General features: G+C 71.1%; 14 protein-coding genes. 6 read left to right on the forward strand and 8 right to left on the reverse strand.

Annotated elements, in window-relative coordinates:
* The first annotated feature begins 34 nt into the window (after positions 1 to 34).
* The 3 genes from IEY86_RS12315 (at position 35) to IEY86_RS12325 (ending at position 3,148) form a co-directional block, all read left to right on the forward strand.
* The gene (locus tag IEY86_RS12315; protein WP_189131648.1) at positions 35 to 967 is read left to right on the forward strand and encodes an ROK family protein; all 933 of its coding nucleotides are present in this window, start codon (positions 35 to 37) and stop codon (positions 965 to 967) included.
* 149 nt (positions 968 to 1,116) lie between these two features.
* On the forward strand, positions 1,117 to 2,250 hold the full coding sequence (gene nagA, locus IEY86_RS12320; protein ID WP_189131750.1) for an N-acetylglucosamine-6-phosphate deacetylase: 1,134 nt from the start codon (positions 1,117 to 1,119) through the stop codon (positions 2,248 to 2,250).
* 13 nt (positions 2,251 to 2,263) lie between these two features.
* On the forward strand, positions 2,264 to 3,148 hold the full coding sequence (locus IEY86_RS12325; protein ID WP_189131649.1) for an SAM hydrolase/SAM-dependent halogenase family protein: 885 nt from the start codon (positions 2,264 to 2,266) through the stop codon (positions 3,146 to 3,148).
* Here IEY86_RS12325 and IEY86_RS12330 read toward each other — a convergent pair.
* Positions 3,114 to 4,148, reverse strand: a complete 1,035-nt coding sequence (locus IEY86_RS12330; protein ID WP_189131650.1) for a CBM35 domain-containing protein — start codon at positions 4,146 to 4,148, stop codon at positions 3,114 to 3,116. The two genes, IEY86_RS12325 and IEY86_RS12330, sit on opposite strands and share 35 nt — an antisense overlap.
* A gap of 236 nt (positions 4,149 to 4,384) precedes the next feature.
* Positions 4,385 to 6,046 (reverse strand): diguanylate cyclase CdgB, encoded by a 1,662-nt coding sequence (gene cdgB / locus IEY86_RS12335; RefSeq protein ID WP_189131651.1) that lies wholly within the window; start codon positions 6,044 to 6,046, stop codon positions 4,385 to 4,387.
* 386 nt (positions 6,047 to 6,432) lie between these two features.
* On the opposite strand from cdgB, the gene IEY86_RS12340 reads away from it, so the two are divergent.
* Positions 6,433 to 6,936 (forward strand): flavin reductase family protein, encoded by a 504-nt coding sequence (locus IEY86_RS12340; protein ID WP_189131751.1) that lies wholly within the window; start codon positions 6,433 to 6,435, stop codon positions 6,934 to 6,936.
* A gap of 219 nt (positions 6,937 to 7,155) precedes the next feature.
* Here the strand turns inward: IEY86_RS12340 and arfB are convergent, their stop codons facing one another.
* On the reverse strand, positions 7,156 to 7,593 hold the full coding sequence (gene arfB / locus IEY86_RS12345; RefSeq protein WP_189131752.1) for an alternative ribosome rescue aminoacyl-tRNA hydrolase ArfB: 438 nt from the start codon (positions 7,591 to 7,593) through the stop codon (positions 7,156 to 7,158).
* A gap of 157 nt (positions 7,594 to 7,750) precedes the next feature.
* On the opposite strand from arfB, the gene IEY86_RS12350 reads away from it, so the two are divergent.
* Entirely contained in the window at positions 7,751 to 8,326 is a 576-nt protein-coding gene (locus tag IEY86_RS12350) for a TerD family protein (protein WP_189131652.1), read from the forward strand.
* Between the two features lie 115 nt (positions 8,327 to 8,441).
* Here the strand turns inward: IEY86_RS12350 and IEY86_RS12355 are convergent, their stop codons facing one another.
* From IEY86_RS12355 to IEY86_RS12370, 4 genes are all read right to left on the reverse strand, one after another.
* Positions 8,442 to 8,927, reverse strand: a complete 486-nt coding sequence (locus IEY86_RS12355; protein ID WP_189131653.1) for a hypothetical protein — start codon at positions 8,925 to 8,927, stop codon at positions 8,442 to 8,444.
* Between the two features lie 634 nt (positions 8,928 to 9,561).
* Positions 9,562 to 10,680, reverse strand: coding sequence for a glycoside hydrolase family 25 protein (locus IEY86_RS12360; RefSeq protein WP_189131654.1), 1,119 nt, complete (start codon positions 10,678 to 10,680; stop codon positions 9,562 to 9,564).
* A gap of 33 nt (positions 10,681 to 10,713) precedes the next feature.
* Positions 10,714 to 11,361, reverse strand: a complete 648-nt coding sequence (locus tag IEY86_RS12365; RefSeq protein WP_189131655.1) for a LuxR C-terminal-related transcriptional regulator — start codon at positions 11,359 to 11,361, stop codon at positions 10,714 to 10,716.
* Entirely contained in the window at positions 11,325 to 12,602 is a 1,278-nt protein-coding gene (locus IEY86_RS12370) for a sensor histidine kinase (protein ID WP_189131656.1), read from the reverse strand. The genes IEY86_RS12365 and IEY86_RS12370 overlap by 37 nt, the downstream gene beginning before the upstream one ends.
* A gap of 186 nt (positions 12,603 to 12,788) precedes the next feature.
* Between IEY86_RS12370 and IEY86_RS12375 the strand changes: the two genes are divergently transcribed.
* Positions 12,789 to 14,999 carry an MMPL family transporter gene (locus IEY86_RS12375; RefSeq protein ID WP_189131657.1) on the forward strand — a complete coding sequence of 737 codons (2,211 nt, stop codon included), beginning with the start codon at positions 12,789 to 12,791 and terminating at the stop codon, positions 14,997 to 14,999.
* Between the two features lie 93 nt (positions 15,000 to 15,092).
* Here IEY86_RS12375 and IEY86_RS12380 read toward each other — a convergent pair whose 3' ends face one another.
* Positions 15,093 to 17,273, reverse strand: coding sequence for an ABC transporter permease (locus IEY86_RS12380; RefSeq protein ID WP_189131658.1), 2,181 nt, complete (start codon positions 17,271 to 17,273; stop codon positions 15,093 to 15,095).
* Positions 17,274 to 17,307 lie beyond the last annotated feature (34 nt).

Here is a 17,307-nt window from a genome sequence, read left to right on the forward strand (position 1 = left end):
GACCTATTGCGGGTAGGGACGAGACACTGTTGCCGTGAGACACGTCATCGCCCTGGATGTGGGCGGCACCGGAATGAAGGCAGCCCTGGTCGCGGCGGACGGAACGCTTCTGCACGAGGAGCGCCGGCCCACCGCCAGGGAGCGGGGACCCGATGCCGTCGTCGAGACCGTCCTCGATTTCGCCGCCGAGCTCCGAGGGATCGGCGAGCGCACCTACGGTGAGCCCGCCGCCGCGGCGGGCGTCGCGGTACCCGGCACCGTCGACGAGGAGAACGGGGTCGCCGTCTTCTCCGCCAACCTCGGCTGGCGCGACGTGCCCATGCGCGAGCTGCTGAGCAAGCGGCTCGGCGGGGCGTCGGTCGCGCTCGGCCACGACCTGCGCACCGGCGGCCTCGCCGAGGGCAGGCTCGGCGCCGGACGCGGCCAGGACCGCTTCCTCTTCCTCGCGCTCGGCACCGGCATCGCCGCCGCCATCGGCATCGAGGGCAGGATCGAGGCCGGGGCCCACGGCTCCGCGGGTGAGCTGGGCCATGTGGTGGTCCGTCCCGACGGGCCCGTCTGCGGCTGCGGTCGCAACGGATGCCTGGAGGCCGTCGCCTCGGCGGCGGCGGTCACCCGCGACTGGGCACGGGCGGGCGGCGGCCCCGGCGCCGACGCGGCGGACGCCGCCCGCGCCGTCGAGGCCGGTGACCCACGGGCGCTGGCCGTCTGGGACGAGGCGGTCCGCGCACTGGCGGACGGCCTGGTCATCGCCGTGACCCTGCTCGACCCCCGCGTCCTCATCGTCGGCGGCGGCCTGGCCGAGGCCGGGGAAACGCTCTTCGCGCCCCTGCGCGAGGCGGTGCGGGAACGGATCACGTTCCAGACGCTGCCCCACATCGTTCCGGCGGAGCTGGGTGACACGGCCGGGTGCCTGGGCGCGGGTCTGCTCGCCTGGGATCTGCTCTCCAAGGAGGTGACCGCGTGAGCGACGCACGCGAGGCTGCCCGTCCGCACGGGACGGAAGGACCGCACGCCGGTCCCTCCCTGCCCAACGGCGGGCGCGAGGGGCCCACGGGCGCGGATGCGGCGGCACCGCTCCGGCGTCGTGCCGCAGATGGCACGAAGGGGCGCACCGTGCTGAGCGGCGCACGGGTGGTGCTGCCCGGAGGCACCGTCGAGGGCGGGCGGCTGGCCGTCGAGGACGGCAGGATCGTGCCGGACACCGGCCACGGCGCCGGGATCGACCTGTCCGGCCACTGGATCGTGCCGGGCTTCGTGGACATCCATGTGCACGGCGGCGGAGGCGCCTCGTACTCCTCCGGCACCGCCGAGGAGGCGCTGAAGGTCGCCCGCCTGCACCGGGCGCACGGCACCACGACGACGCTGGCCAGCCTGGTCACCGGCGACATCGACGACCTGGGCCGCCAGGCCGCCGCCCTGTCCGAGCTCGTCGAGGACGGCGAGCTGGCCGGTATCCACTTCGAGGGCCCGTTCATCAGCGCCGCCCGCTGCGGCGCCCATGAGCCGTCCCTGCTGCGTGACCCCGACCCCGCGGTGGTGCGCAAGCTCGTCGACGCCGCCCGTGGCACCGCGAGGATGCTCACCCTCGCGCCCGAGCTGCCCGGCGGCCTGGACTCCGTCCGTCTGCTGGTCGAACACGGCGTCATCGCGGCCGTCGGCCACACCGACTCGACCTACGAGGGCTCGCTGGAGGCCGTGGAGGCGGGCGCCACGGTGGCCACGCACCTGTTCAACGCGATGCCGGGCGTGCACCACCGCCACCCCGGTCCCGTCACCGCGCTGCTCGAGGACGAGCGGATCACCGTGGAGCTCATCAACGACGGCATCCATCTGCATCCGTCCGTGCTCAACCTCGCCTTCAACGAGGCCGGTGCCGACCGCGTGGCCTTCATCACCGACGCCATGGGCGCGGCGGGGATGGGCGACGGCCTCTATCCGCTCGGCCCGATGCAGGTCCGGGTGGACGAGGGTGTGGCACGGCTCGTGGAGGGCGGGTCCATCGCGGGCAGCACGCTCACCCTGGACACCGCGCTCAAGCGGGCGATCGAGGTCAATGGGCTGTCCATCGAGGACGCCGTGCGGGCACTGTCGGGCAACCCCGCCAGGCTCCTGGGCATCGACGACCGCGTGGGCTCCCTCGAGCCGGGCAAGGACGCCGACCTGGTCGTCCTCGACCGCGACCTCGACCTCGTGGCCGTGATGCGGCACGGGATGTGGATCGCCGGGGCGGAGCGCCTGCCACGGTAGATACTCTCCCCGCATGACCGAGACGATCACCCCCGTGCCGTCGCCCGTGCTGTCCTTCCTGACCGACTACGGGCTGCAGGACGGCTTCGTGGCCGCCTGCCACGGGGTGATCGCCGCCATCTCCCCCAGCGCCCGCGTCATCGACATCACCCACCTGGTGCCCCCTCAGGACGTCAGGCGGGGATCCGCCGTGCTGGCCCAGACGCTCCCCCATCTGCCGTCGCGCACCGTACACATCGCCGTCGTGGACCCCGGCGTGGGCACGGCGCGCCGCTCCATCGCCCTGGCCACCGCGCGCGGTGACATCCTCGTCGGCCCCGACAACGGAATCCTGCACCCCGCCACCGACAGTCTCGGCGGAGTCGTCTCGGCGCACGAGCTGACGAACCCCGAACTGATGGGCGCTCATGTCTCCTCGACCTTCCACGGCCGGGACGTGTTCGCCCCCGTCGCCGCGCATCTGGCCAATGGGGTTGCGCTGGCCGAGGTGGGTCCCGCGTTCGCCCCCGCGGAGCTGGTGCGGCTGCCCGCGCCCGAGCGCCACCTCGACCTCGACGCGGGGCGCGCGGAGGGCGAGGTGGTGACGGTGGACCACTTCGGCAATGTGCAGACCAGCCTCGACCCCGAACTGCTCGCGCAGCTGGGCCTGCGGCCGGGGCCGGGCGCCGCCGTGTACGTGCGCACACCCCAGGCCGGCGGCGAGGTGCCGTACGCCGGGACGTTCGCCGATGTCCCGGCGGGCGGCCTGGTCGGCTACACCGACTCCGCGGGGCTGTTCACGGTGGCGGTCAACGGCGGCAGCGCCGCCGCCCGCCTCGGTCTCTCCCCCGGCGACCAGGTGTCGGTGGGCGCGCCCGGAGCGGCTACGGCCACTTCGCCGGGTAGCCCGACCTGGTGAGGGCGATCTGGTCGAGGTTGAATTCGCACTGGTCGTCCGAGCCGCAGGTGACCGCGATGGTGTTCTTGCCCGCCTTGAGCGTGACCAGGCCGTAGGACTTGGTCCACGCCTGCGACCAGTCGTCCTTGTGCGTGTAGTTGTCCAGGCCCAGCTTCTGCGGCTTGCCGTTCACGACCAGGGTCGCGGTGGCGTCCTCACCGGCGTTGCCGTAGTGCACGTTGAACCGGTACCGCCCGGCCTCGGGCACCTTGACCTGCCAGGTGGCGGCGGCGCCGGGGGTGTTCATGTGGTCGACGTACACCCCGTCCTTGCCGAGGGCGCCCGTGCGCTCGGTGCTCTTGGCGGCACCGCCCTCGAGGACCATCGCCGACGCGTCGGTCACCGGCGGCAGCTCGTCGACGGGCTTGTCCGTCGGCTTCTTCGTGTCGTCCTGGCTCGGCTGGTGCGACGCACTGGGACGGGGGTTGTCGGCCTTGTCGTCCTTCCCGTTGTCGCCGACCAACATCACGATGGCGATGACGACGGCCACCGCCGCCACGACCGCGACCGCGCCTATGAGCAGACCGCGGTTGCCGTTGCCGCCGCCGGAGCGCCCCGCGCCGCGCCTGCCGCCGCTTCCGCCGCCGCTGTAGGCGGGGTCGGCCTGGGGCTCGGGGGCGTACTGCGGCTGGGCGTACGTCGGCTGCCCGTAGTCCGGCTGCCCGTACTCCGGCGGCGCGGACTGGGCCTGCTGGGGCGGGTAGCCGTACCCGCCCTGCGGCGGCGACTGGGGCGGGTAGCCGTACCCGCCGGTGCGCTGGCCCTGGCGTGAGGTGTTCTGCCCGACGCGCGTGACCTGGTTGTACGAGGTCCGCGGAACGCCCGGCTGCCCGTACTGGGGCTGCACCTGCGTCGCGGCGTCGGCGCTGTGGCCCTCGCCGCCCTCCTGGCGGTACAGGTAGGCGAACGGATCGTCGTCCTCGGGCGTCCCGTTGCCATGGCCGTTGGTGCCGGCAGTCATCCGCTCGTCAACCTCCCACTGAAGCTGGCCTTGGCGCACTCGCGCCCGTCAGCCGTATCAGGGCCGGGGTGCTCGGGGGAAGCAGATCTTCTGCGCGATGGCCAATGTTCATGATCGTTCAACCGGTGGCAGCCCTCACGGCGTCTGCCGACCGCAGCGTTGCGGACATACCTGACCCGCTGCACCCTACCCCGAACGGAGGAGTGCCAGTATCCACGTTCGGCAGACGGACGGGTTCAACCGGCCCTGCGGTGGTTGCGGGAACGGGATCTCTTGTCGACGTACATCCGCTGGTCGGCACTGTGCAGCACCTCTTCGGCGGTCATCCCGCAGGCGGCCCAGCCGATGCCGAAGCTCGCCCCCACCCTGACGGCCCGGCCGTCCACACGCATCGGCGGCGACAGCGCCGTACGCAGGCGTTCCGCGAGCTCCGAGGCGTCGGCCCTGCCGAGCCCGTCCGCGAGCACCACGAACTCGTCACCGCCGAGCCGGGCCACCGTGTCACCGTCGCGCACGGCGTTGGACAGCCTGCGCGCCACCTCCACCAGGACGGCGTCCCCGGTGTGGTGCCCGAACCTGTCGTTGATCGACTTGAAGCCGTCGAGGTCGCAGAAGAGCACCGCGACGCCCTTGATCCCGCGGTCGTCGCCCTGGCCCTCGACATCCGGGTCGGCGGACTCCCCGTCCGGCGTCACCGCGTGGACATGGCCGTCGTAGCCCGTCGGCATCGTCAGGCCCTCGAGGCCGAAGCTGTCGAACGCGTCCGCCAGCCCCGTGTCCAAGGTCGTGACCGAGCCTATGCCGGCGGCGTCCGGCTCATGTGCGCGATCACACAGCCGCCGCCCGAGGCGGGAGCGCAGCTCGGCGCTGTTCGGCAGCCCGGTGAGCGCGTCGTGGCTGGCCCGGTGGGCGAGCTGGAGTTCGTGCCGCTTGCGCTCCTCGATGTCCTCGACGTGCGTGAGCAGGTAGCGTGGGCCGTCGGCGGCGTCGGCGACGACCGAGTTGCGCAGCGAGACCCACAGGTAGCTGCCGTCGGGGCGAGAGAGCCGAAGCTCCGCCCGGCCGCCCTCGGCCGAGGTGCGCACGAGCAGATCCAGGTCCTCGAGGTGGACCAGGTCGGCGAAGGAGTAGCGGCGCAGGATCGTCGCCGGGCGGCCGAGCAGGCGGCACAGGGCGTCATTGGCGCGGTGCAGCTTCCCCTGCTGGTCCCCGCTCATCTCGGCGATGGCCATGCCGCTGGGGGCGTACTCGAACGCCTGGCGGAAGCTCTCCTCGCTGGCCCGCAGCGCCTGCTGTTCGCGCTCGAGGCGGACCAGGGCGCGCTGCATATTGGAGCGCAGCCGCGCGTTGCTGATGGCGATGCCGGCCTGGGAGCTGTACATCTGCAGGGCCTCGCGGACCCAGGGGCCGGGGCGCTTGCCGTTGCGCGGCCGGTCGACGGAGAGCACACCGAGCAGCTCGTTGCTGCTGTACATGGGGGCGAAGAGACGGTCGTTCGGGTGCCAGCTGTCCGGGTACATCGGCGACGCCGGGCCCTCGCCCGGCCAGGAGGGCACGTCGTCGCCGTCGAGGCTCCAGCCGATCTCGTACGGGATGAAGCACAGGGTGCCCCACACCTCGCCCATGGAAAGACGCCGGTCCCAGGCCTCGCGCGAGCCGACCCGCCCGGCCATGAGCGCCTCTGCGGCGGCGCTGCCGGACACCGCGGCGACCACGAGATCGCCGTCCGGGCCGACCAGGTTCACGACGGCGATCTGGAATCCGAGCCCGGACACGACACCGTCCGCGACCGCCTGCAGGGTCTCGGCCAGGCTGCGGGCCGCGTTCAGCTCCGCAACAACTTGGTGCAGCTGACGCAGGGTCCCCAGCCGGACATACTGCTCCGACTCGGCTTCCATTGATCTCCCCGAGCCCTCGACGTCGTCTCCTGACATTTCCTATGGTCCGATCGCAGAAGCAACTGAATCACAGCGAGCAGTGCGCTCGGTACGCAGGGTCAACAATTAGTGGCGCTTGTGACTCACCTCACAGCATGTTGTGTGCAAGTTGTGATGGAGTTGCCCGGTTCCGGCACGGTTGCGGTGCTGATCCTGCGCCGTTTCGGCATTTGTTCGATCGTCCTCGACCGGCCTCGGTCGAAGGTCTTGCCTGCGCATACACCCCTGGCCCCTTATCCCACGTATGCGGCGGGGATAGCGTTCAAAGTGTGCGACAGATTGTGCAGGACACCTCACAGACGACCACGGCCGACCCCGCCGAGCCGACCGACCGCCATGCTGGAAGCGTGCATCCCGACGACTACAGAGCCGCGCTCTCCCGCCTCGCGGGAGGCGTTGTCCTCGTCACCGCGCACGACCCGGAGGACGGGCCCCGCGGTGAGGACGTGGGGATGACCGCCACGGCGTTCATGTCGGTGTCCCTCGATCCGCCGCTCGTCACGGTCAGCGTCCGGAACGACTCGCGCATGGAGGAACTGCTCTCCCGGCAGCCGCTGTGGGCGGTGTCGGTGCTCTCGGAGAGCCAGCGGCACATCGCGGGGCGGTTCGCGATGCGCGGGCGGATCAGCGACCGGCTGCTGTTCGAGGACATCCCGTACTACCGCGGGGAGGAGTCGGGGGCGCCGATCCTCGGCGGGGCACTGGCGGTGCTGGAGTGCCGGACCGAGCAACTCGTCCCCGCCGGTGACCACACCCTCGCCATCGGGCTGGTGCTCGCGGCGCAGACCCCGAGCGCGGACGGCGGGCCGCTGGCGTATTTCCGGGGGAAGTACCGGTATTTGTCGAAGTAGGGGGATCCAAGGGCGACGCGGATCCGCGCCGCTCGAAACCTGGCTGTCGCTCGTGTTCCCGTGCCGGCCGCCAGGCCAGGCAAGCGGGAAGCGGGATGCGCGCCGGGTCGTGGCCGGATGCTTGCCCGGGCCGGGTCGTGGCCGGATGCTTGCCCGGGCCGGGTCGTGGCCGGATGCTTGCCCGGGCCGGGCGGGCTTGGCGCCGCTGAGCGCCGCAGGCTACGTCTCGTAGCGGCCGCTGCGCCCGCGTTTGATCTGGCTGCGGCGGCGCTTGTTCTCCAGCCGGCGCTCGATCATCCCGCGGGTCGGCCTGGTCGCCCTGCGGGGGCGCGGCGGGGGCGCGGTCGCCTCGGCGAGCAGGGCGCCCAGCCTGGTGAGGGCAACCTCGCGGTTGCGCCACTGCGAGCGGTGCTCGGACGCGCGCACGGACACCACGCCGTCGACGAGCCTGCCCGCCAGCCGCTCCAGCGCGCGCTCCCTCCACACCTCGGGCAGCACGGCCGAGTTGGCTATGTCGTAGCGCAGCTCCACCTGGCTGTCGCTGGTGTTCACATGCTGGCCGCCAGGCCCGGACGAGCGCGAGAAACGCCACTGGAGCTCGGCCTCCGGGACGGAGACCGAGCCGCGGATGTGCACGGGCCCGGACATGGTCCCAATGATCGCGCAGCCGGGCGCGCGCCGTCACGGCGTTTTCTCCCCCAAGGGAACCGCGCATCCCCCTGACGGCGTTCTGTGGGTTAGCGATAGCGTCGGCGCAGTCGTCGTCGACCCTGACACGACGGACGCTCGACACAAACGGAGGAAGGTACCCCCGATGGCTGTAAGCCTGTCCAAGGGCGGCAATGTCTCGCTCACCAAGGAGGCCCCCGGCCTCACCGCCGTCACGGTCGGCCTCGGCTGGGACGTCCGCACCACGACCGGTACCGACTTCGACCTCGACGCGAGCGCCATCGCGGTGAACGCGACGGGCAAGGTCGTCTCGGACGGACACTTCGTCTTCTTCAACAACAAGTCGACCCCGGACCAGACCATCGTCCACACCGGCGACAACCGCACCGGCGAGGGCGCGGGCGACGACGAGGCGATCAACGTCAACCTCGCGGGCCTGCCCGCCGACGTCGACAAGATCGTCTTCCCGGTCTCGGTCTACGACGCGGAGAACCGCGGCCAGAACTTCGGCCAGGTCCGCAACGCCTACATCCGCGTCATCAACCAGGCCGGCGGAGCCGAGATCGCCCGCTACGACCTGACCGAGGACGCGGCCACCGAGACCGCGATGGTCTTCGGCGAGCTGTACCGCAACGGCGCCGAGTGGAAGTTCCGCGCCGTGGGCCAGGGCTACGCCTCGGGCCTCTCGGGCATCGCGAAGGACTTCGGCGTCAACATCTGACAGCGCGCCGAACGGCCCCCTTCACCCATTCGGGTGCACGGGGGCCGTTCGGGTTGTCACTGCCGGGCTGTCGCTGCGGTGCTGTCGCTGCCGGGCTGTCGCTGCCGGGCGGCGGCTAGACGCGGGGGAACCGCGTGGCCAGCAGCCACAGCGCGGGGTTGGCCGCGAGGCCCTCGTGCATGTCGTTGAGGTCCTCGATCAGGTCGTGCAGGAAGTCACGGGCCTCGCGCCGCAGGTCCTCGTGGCGAACGGTCAGCCGCTCGTCCTCGACCCAGTCCGCCCGGATCTCCACCCATCCGAACCTACGGGCGAACCGCAGCCGGTCCGCCGTCTCGGTGAAGTCCAGCTCGGCGCTCTGCACCCTGGCGCTGCGGCTGCCCGCGGGGTCCTGGTCCAGCTCCTCCACGATGTCGCACAGCGCCCAGGCGAAGTCGAGGACCGGCACCCATCCCCAGGTTGTGGACAGCTCCGCCTCCTCGTCGGCCACGTAGACGTCGCCGGAGAACAGGTCATGACGCAGCGTCCGTACGTCCGCCGTGCGGTAGTCCGTCTGCGGCGGGTCGGGGAAGCGCTTGGACAGGGAGTAGCCGAGCTCGATCACGGCCCGATGGTGTCACGGTTGGCGCCGGGAGCCGTTGCCCCTGCCCCGCGGCTCGTTCGAGCGGTCACCGCTCCCCGTGTCCGCCGCAGCTCCTCGTGTCCGCCGCCACGCCGACGCGCCGCCGCATCCCCGCGCTCACCGTTCGACGCCTGCGCTCACCGTTCTCCGCCTGCGCTCACCGAAGGACGTCGAGATCACCGACGGCCACAAGCCCTTCATCCTTCCGGCCTTCCTGCGCCTTCTGCCCGAGCCGTCCGAGCCGTCCGAGCAGGCCGAGCCGTCCGAGCAGGCCGAGCAGGCCGACGTGCTCAGGCGCAGGCTCGCCTTCCGCGACATCCCCCGCGAGCTTCCTCTACAAGGACGGCGAGCCGGTGCGCATGGCGGAGGTCGACGACCCTTTCCGCTAAAGCATGCTGCGGGTGGGCCCGCGCCACCGCCCCCGCCGAGCGCGAATGGCTCAAGGAAGCCATCTCCGACCTCGAAGCCTCCGCCCGACGGCCACTGCCGGGCGCCCGCCAACTGACGTCCGTTGCTGAAAACCGGCGCCTGAAAACCGGCGCCCGAGTACCGGCGCATGAAGACCGGCGCCTGGCGCCTGGGCCCGACTGCCCGCGGCCAACCGCCCCGAGCTCCGCTACTTCACATCCTGACGGATCGTCCAACGCCCCTCGGCCACCTTGGGGGCTGAGCGGCCGTCGGCACCGCCGCTGCCCGGCATGGGTTTGATCGCCACATAGACATGCTGGCCCTTGGTGAGCCCCTTGCTGAAGGGGACGGGCAGGAAGTCGCTGCCCGACGTCGAGGCGTGGTCGAGGATGATCTCCGTCCAGACCCCGTGCGACTTGCCGTCCTTCCAGTCGTGCACCTGGTACTGCACCTGGACGCTGTCACCGGGCTGGGTGCCGCTGATCACGAGGCGCCCGTTGAAGTCCGCCCATGACGTCGCCGGAGCGACATAACCGGGATGGTTGCCGTCGGCGTGGGCCTTCTGCGGATCGCCGTGCTCGACATTCCAGGTTATGGGGGTGAACTCGCCCCAGGGCAGGCTCTGTTCCTTTGTCTTGCCCAGGCTCGTGCGGTACGCCACGTCGTCGTCCTCGGGGTCGGTTTCTGCAGGTCCGCCGTGCGCCCAGGAGCGGAACGCGGCGGCGGACAGGTAAGCGATGCTCCGGTCCAGCGGGGTGCCCGTGAACTGCCAGATCAACGGGTGTCCATGTCCTTGGGGCAGGGTCGGCCGGGAGTGGTCCTCGGCCTTGGAGTAGCTGCCGTTGCGACCCCACGGGTACTCCGGGTACCACAGTGTCGTTCCGTGCGGCACATGCCCGGCGGACAGGTCGGATCGGCTGGTGTAGACGCCGGTGCGCTGACCGGGGAACGCCTTGCGGACGGCGGCCAGCCAGTGCGCCACATAGGAGTGGATATGGGCGGCGCTGCGGCCGCGGTAGTTGCGGCCGTCCTCGTAGCGCTCCAGATCCAGCCAGTGCACAAAGCCCTTGCCCGCGTGCGGCTTTACGGCGGCTATGTAGTTGTTGGCCTCGACCGTGGCGCTCTGGTTCGGCCAGGCGAAGTGATAGGCCCCCGGCACCAGGCCCGCCGCTTTGATGGCCTTGATGTGCATGGTGAAGTGCGGGTCCCGGGTGTGCTGGCCCTCGCTCGCCTTGGCGAAAGCGAAGGTCACACCGCCCCTGATGTGCTTCTTCCAGTCCTGCGCACCCTGGTGGACCGAGACGTCAATACCGCGCGTGGCTGCCACGCTCCTGTGATACCCCCCCTTCCGACGGCCGATTCATGTGCCATTGAGGTAAGCCAGCACTGCCAGAACCCGCCGATTGTCATCGTCCGAGGGCGGCAGCCGGAGCTTCCCGAAGATGTTCGATGTGTGCTTTGTGACGGCTCTTTCGGTGATGACGAGACGCTGGGCGATGGCGGCGTTCGACCGGCCCTCCGCCATCAGTTCGAGCACCTCTCTCTCACGTGGTGTCAACCGGCCCAGCGGCTCGTCCCGGGCGTTACGGGCGAGGAGCTGGGAGATGACCTGGGGATCCATCGCCGTGCCGCCGGCGGCCACCCGGCGTACCGCGTCGATGAACTGGTCCGCGTCGAACACGCGGTCCTTGAGCAGATATCCCACCCCACCGCTGCCGTCCGCGAGCAACTCTCCCGCGTACAACTGCTCCACATGCTGCGACAGCACCAGCACCGGAAGACCGGGGGTCTCCCGCCGTGCGTGCAGGGCCGCCTGAAGCCCCTCGTCCGTGAACGACGGCGGCAGACGCACATCCACGACCGCCACATCCGGCTTGAGCTCGGTGAGCGCCCTCGCCAGCTCCGGACCATTGTCGACGGCGGCCGCGATCTCGAAGTCGTACGCCTCGAGCAACCGCACCAAACCGTCCCTCAGGAGGAAGAGGTCTTCGGCGAGGACAACACGCAAGGCAGCTCCATCGTGACCATCGTCGGACCGCCCGGCGGGCTGCTCAAGGCGAGGACTCCGTCGAATGTACCGAGTCGGCGCTCCACCCCGCGCAGCCCCGTGCCCCTCTCGAGGTCCGCGCCGCCTTGGCCGTCGTCGACAACTGCTATGCGCAGCATGCCGCCCTCGTGCCTGATGTCGATCCAGATCTGCTCCGCGCCCGAGTGCTTGGCCGCGTTGGCCAGTGTCTCCGACACAGCGAAGTACGCCGCCGCCTCAACGGGTGCGTCCGCGCGGCCGGACAGCTCGACCGTGACCTCGGTCCTGATGGGTATCCGCAGCGCCAGCGCGCGCACCGCGTCCCCCAGACCGCGCTCGGCCAGCACCGGCGGATGGATGCCGCGCACCAGGTCGCGCAGCTCGTGCAGCGCCATCGCGGAGGACTCCCGGGCCTGGGCGAGGAGCAACTTGGCCCGCTCCGGGTCCCGTTCCATGAGCCGCTCGACCGCGCCGAGGCTCATCCCCATGGCCACCAGCCGTGCCTGGGCGCCGTCGTGCAGATCCCGCTCGATGCGGCGCAACTCTGCCGCCGAGGTGTCAAGGGCATCCGAGCGGGTCTCGGTGAGCCGCTCGACGCGCAGCTCCAACTCCCGCTCGTGGTTGGGTCCCAGCAGAGCGCGGGCAACCAGGGCCTGGCCGCGTGTGATCGCCGGGCCGAAGCGCAGACCTGTCGCCAAGAACACGATGCCGAGGCCCGCCGCCATGAACGCGCTGGTCTGGCTCGTGACATGGATGAAGCCGTACCACTCGCCGCCGCCGGCGTCGTAGACCGGCTTCCACACACCCGCGGCGAGTACGAAGCCGTACACGCCCTCGCCGATCAGCGCCAGGGGCAGGATGCCCAGAGTGAAGCCGACGGAGGGGTCGATGAACATCCACAGCAGATCCCGCCAGGTCGCCGGGTCCCGCAGCATCCACTGGCAGCGCTGCGCCTGACCGATGACGCCGCCCTGGAACCGCGGCTCCTTCCGGTAGGGGACGGCGACCTCCACGCCGAACCACTCATCGGAGATGCGTCTGCGCATATTGAGTTGGGCGCGTGCGCTCTGCATGAGCACGGGAGTAGTGAGGACACCGATCCCGATCGGGATGAGAGCGATGGAGACCGTGACGAGGATGTAGTGGGCCAGGGACACAGCCATCGAGAGCACCGCGACGGTGAATCCCCGTACCGCCGCGAGTAGTCCAGCCTTGACCGTCATGCCGCCTCCCAAGCCGATGTCGTCGTGCACGGCCAACACTGCCGCATGGGCGCAGGCGGGTCACTGGGCCTTGCACCCCAGTGGGGGTGTAGCTGAGTGCACCGCGGATCGGGGATCTGGACGGCTGGGGGCGGGGCCGTCGAATTCGTAGCGTCGACGGCGACATCACATCGCTGGGGAGACGTCATGAGAGACAATCTCGCTGCCAGGCTCGGCGGCTGGAGCGCCCGCCACCGAAAGACGGCGATCTTCGGATGGCTGTTGTTCGTGGTCGCCGCCGTCCTGGTCGGCGGCATGGTCGGCCAGGACAAGATGGACGACTACGAGAACGGGGCGGGTGACTCCGCCCGCGCCCAGCGCATCCTCTTCGACGCGGGGATCAAGGACCCGGCGAGCGAGATGGTGATCGTCGGCTCCACCGAGGCCGGCGGCTGGCGGGCGGCGGCGAAGGCCGTCACCGAGGGCATCCGCCACACCGGCCGGGCGGTCGGCATCAAGGCACCCGTGGTTTCGGAGAACGGCCGTGACGCCCTGATCCGATTCGACCTCACGGGTGACCCCGACAAGGCGGGCGACCGGGTCGCCCCGATCCTCGACGCCGTGAAGAAGGCGCAGGCCGACCACCCCGAGGCGTCGATAGGGGAGTTCGGCGACGGCAGCGCCCAGCACTGGCTCGACAAGATACTCGGCGACGACTTCGCCTCGGCCGAGCTGACCGCTGTGCCCGTGGCCCTCGGCATCCTGCTGGTGGCGTTCGGCGCTCTGATGGCCGCGGTGCTCCCGGTGGGCCTGGCCATCACCGCGTTCCTCGCGGCCAATGGGCTTCTGGTCCTTGCCAGCCACACGATGCATGTGGCCGACACGACGGCGTCGGTGATGCTCCTGATGGGCCTCGCCGTGGGCGTCGACTACTGCCTGTTCTACCTGCGCAGGGAGCGGGACGAGCGCGCCGCCGGGCGGGACAAGGAGACGGCGCTGCGGATCGCCGCGGCCACATCCGGCCGCGCGGTGCTGGTGTCGGGCCTGACCGTCATGGTCGCCATGGCGGGGATGTTCTTCTCCGGCCTCCTGCTGTTCAAGGGGTTCGCGATCGCCACGATTCTGGTGGTGTTCATCGCGATGCTCGGCTCGGTGACGGTGCTGCCCGCACTGCTCTCCCTGCTCGGCGACAGGATCGAGTTCGGCAGGATCCCCTTCCTCAACTCCCGCAAGCGGGCCGGGCGTCCGCGCGGCCGCTTCATCGGGGCCGTGCTGCGCCCGGTGCTGGCCCGTCCGAAGGTGTTCGCGCTGGTCGCCGCCGGAGTACTCCTCGCCCTGGCCGCTCCTGCCCTGGGCATGAAGACCGAGCAGATCGGCCTCGAGCGGCAGGTGGCCTCCGACCATCCGCTGGCCACCTCGTACAAGCGGATCACCCACTCCTTCCCTGGCGGCCCGGCCCCGGCCCAGATCGTGGTCGAGGCCGATGACATCCGGTCGCCGAAGGTCCGCGACGCCATCGCGGATCTGGAGTCGGCTGTCGCGAGGTCCCAGGAGTTCGGCAAGCCGGTGACCGTGCGGGTGCATCCCGCGCAGAACGTCGCACAGATCGACATTCCCCTGGCCGGCGACGGCACGGGCGCGGTCTCACGGCACGCGCTGTCCACCCTGCGCGAGGACGTGGTGCCGTCCACCGTCGGCAAGGTGTCCACGGCCTATGTGGACGGTGAGCTGGCCGGTTCCCTCGACTTCTCCGACCAGTTGGGCAAGGACATCACTCCGGTCCTGCTCTTCGTCACGGGAGTGACCTTCCTCCTCATGCTGGTGTCCTTCCGGTCCGTGGTCGTCGCGGCGACGTCCATAGCGCTCAACCTGCTGTCGGTGGCAGCCGCTTTCGGAGTGATGGTCGCGGTCTTCCAGCACGGGTGGGGCGCGGACCTGTTCGGCACGGAGAAGGCCGGTGCGATCGAGTCGTGGATGCCGCTGTTCGTCCTCGTTGTCCTCTTCGGACTGTCGATGGACTACCACGTGTTCGTGGTGTCCCGCATACGCGAGGCCCGCGACCGGGGTATGACCACCGCCGATGCCGTGGCCCACGGGGTGCGCTCCACCGCCGGAGCGGTCACCAGTGCCGCCGTCATCATGGTCGCCGTGTTCTCGGTCTTCGCGACCCTGTCGATGCAGGACATGAAACAGATGGGCGTCGGACTCGCGGTGGCCGTCCTTCTGGACGCGACCGTCATACGGACGCTGCTCCTGCCCGCGCTGATGACCCTGCTCGGCGAGCGGAACTGGTATCTGCCTCGGTGGCTCGGATGGCTGCCGCACCTCTCCCATGGTGAGGAGTCCGGTCCCGACGCGCAGGCCGATGGTCCCGGCCACGCCCTGGTGCCCCCGATACCGGTGCGCACCCAGCGGTAGCCGACCGACGGGTGCCGTTCGGGGGAGGGTGCCGTTCGGGACAGGGCACCCTCCCGCCGGGTCCTGCCGGACACCGTGGCCACTGCCCAGTGACTAGAGGGCCACCAGGGTGACCTCGGTGGCCTTCACGCTGGTCCACACCGGGGTCAGCTCGGCCAGACCCAGCTCGGCGGCAGCGTGCGGGGTGATCTCCGCGACGATGTCCGGGACCTCGTCGGAGGCCACCAGCACCCGCAGGCGGCTGCCAACGGTGGTGATCTCGCGGATGCGGCCGGGCCAGACATTGCGGGGGCTGCCCCGGGGGCGGTCGCGGTGGAGCGAGACGGCCTCGGGGCCGATGATCGCCAGTGCTTCGGCACCCTCGGGCAGCGGGTCGGCGACGACGATACGCCCCTCGCCCGGCAGCGCGAGACCGTCGTCCGTCGTCATGCCCGCCCAGGCGTTGCGGCCGAGCATCCGGGCCACCCAGGGCGAGCGCGGATGGCGGCTTACTTCGGCGGGCGGGGCGTAGTGGAGGGCACGGCCCTCGTCGAGGACCAGGACCCGGTCGGCGAGGGAGACCGCCTCCACGGGGTCATGGGTGACGATCAGGCAGACGCCGCCGAAGCCGGAGAGATGGTGGCGCAAGGTGTGCCGCACACGGGCGCGAGTGGTCTGGTCGAGCGCGGCGAGTGGTTCGTCCAGCAGGAGGAGCCGGGGACGGGCCGCCAAGGCGCGGGCGAGGGCGACGCGCTGGGCCTGACCACCGGAGAGCTGGGTGGGCCTGCGGTTGGCGAGGTGGCCGACGCCCAGCCGGTCCAGCCACTGCTGGGCGGCCCTTCGGGCTTCGGCCCGGCCCGTGCCATGGGCCCTCATCCCATAGGCGGTGTTGCGAAGGGCGGTGAGATGAGGGAAGAGGGCGCCGTCCTGCGGGACCCAGGCCACTGCCCTGCGGTGAGGAGGAAGAGCGGTCACCTCGCGGTCGCCCAGGCGGAGTTCGGCATGGGAGCGGTTGGTGAGGCCGAGCATGGCACGCAGGAGGGTGGTCTTCCCCGCGCCGTTGGGGCCGACCACGGCGATGGTGGTCCCGGGCTCGGCGTCCAGCATCAGGTCGGTGAAGCCGGTGACGCGGGCGCTGAGCGACCACCGCTCGCTCTCGGCGGACACCCGCCCGTCCCCGGCGACGGGCTCGCCGCCGCCGACACGGGCTCCGGGCGTATCGCCCACTGCCACGGCGACGGGCTCTGCCACACCGCCCGCCGCCACGCCGCCCGCCGCCACCGCGACGACCGCGACCTCCGCGTCATTCGCAGCGTCGGTCGCCGCGTCTGTTGCCGTGACTGTTGCCGTGACTGTTGCCGTGTCGGTCGCGGTGCCGGTCGCGGTGTCGGTCGCCGTGCCGGTCGCCGTGCCGGTCGCAGCGTCGGTCGCCGCGTCATTCGCAGCGTCGGTCGTGGTGTCGGTCGGCGTCTCCGCCTCTGGACGGCGCCGCCGCCGACTCGCCGGTGCCGCGCCTGTCCACCGGCCGCGCAGCGCCACCAGCACCGCCATGGCGATCACCAACAGCAGGAGGGAGACAGCGGTGGCGCCTTCGGGGTCGTCCTGGAGGAGGAGGTACACCTCAAGAGGCAGGGTCTGGGTGACCCCGGGCAGATTCCCGGCGAAGGTGATCGTCGCCCCGAACTCCCCCAGCGCCCGCGCCCAGGTCAGCGCCGCCCCGGCGGCGAGGCCGGGGGCGACCATGGGCAGCGTGACCGTGAAGAAGACCCGCACCTGGGAGGCGCCGAGGGAGGCGGCGGTCTCCTCGTAGCGGGGATGGAGGCCCGCGAGCGCGCCTTCGAGGCTGATCACGAGAAACGGCATCGCGACAAAGGTCGCGGCCACTACCGCACCAGAGGTGGTGAACGGCAAGGTGACCCCGAACCAGTCCTCCAGAGTCCCCCCGAGAATCCCCCGCCGCCCGAAGCCCAGCAGCAGCGCCACCCCGCCCACGGTCGGCGGCAGCACGAGCGGCAGGAGGACGAGCGAACGCACCAGCGTCCTACCGGGAAAGTCCACCCGGGCGAGCAGCCACGCCAGTGGCACACCGAGCAGGAGGGACAGGCCCAGGGCCCAGAGCGAGACGACCAGCGACAGCTTGAGCGCCTCGACGACCTCGGGTCGGCCCAGGTGCTCGCCGAGGCCGCTCCACGGAGTGCGGGTCAGCACGCCGATCAGCGGCAGCAGGAGCAGGGCGACAGCGGCCGCCGCCGGAATGGCGAGGGCCACCGGGGCTCGGCGGGTGTCTGATCTCATATCGCTGCCAGGTGTGCTCCGGGGGCCGCTGGGG

Origin of the sequence: Wenjunlia tyrosinilytica (assembly GCF_014646055.1) — a bacterium.
Taxonomy (GTDB): domain Bacteria; phylum Actinomycetota; class Actinomycetes; order Streptomycetales; family Streptomycetaceae; genus Wenjunlia; species Wenjunlia tyrosinilytica.

Coding starts and splice junctions, on each gene's coding strand:
- IEY86_RS12325 (WP_189131649.1), top strand. CDS start 2,264: ATGACCGAGACGATCACCCCCGTGCCGTCGCCCGTGCTGTCCTTCCTG.
- IEY86_RS12330 (WP_189131650.1), bottom strand. CDS start 4,148: ATGACTGCCGGCACCAACGGCCATGGCAACGGGACGCCCGAGGACGAC.
- cdgB (WP_189131651.1), bottom strand. CDS start 6,046: ATGGAAGCCGAGTCGGAGCAGTATGTCCGGCTGGGGACCCTGCGTCAG.
- IEY86_RS12350 (WP_189131652.1), top strand. CDS start 7,751: ATGGCTGTAAGCCTGTCCAAGGGCGGCAATGTCTCGCTCACCAAGGAG.
- IEY86_RS12370 (WP_189131656.1), bottom strand. CDS start 12,602: ATGACGGTCAAGGCTGGACTACTCGCGGCGGTACGGGGATTCACCGTC.
- IEY86_RS12375 (WP_189131657.1), top strand. CDS start 12,789: ATGAGAGACAATCTCGCTGCCAGGCTCGGCGGCTGGAGCGCCCGCCAC.
- IEY86_RS12380 (WP_189131658.1), bottom strand. CDS start 17,273: ATGAGATCAGACACCCGCCGAGCCCCGGTGGCCCTCGCCATTCCGGCG.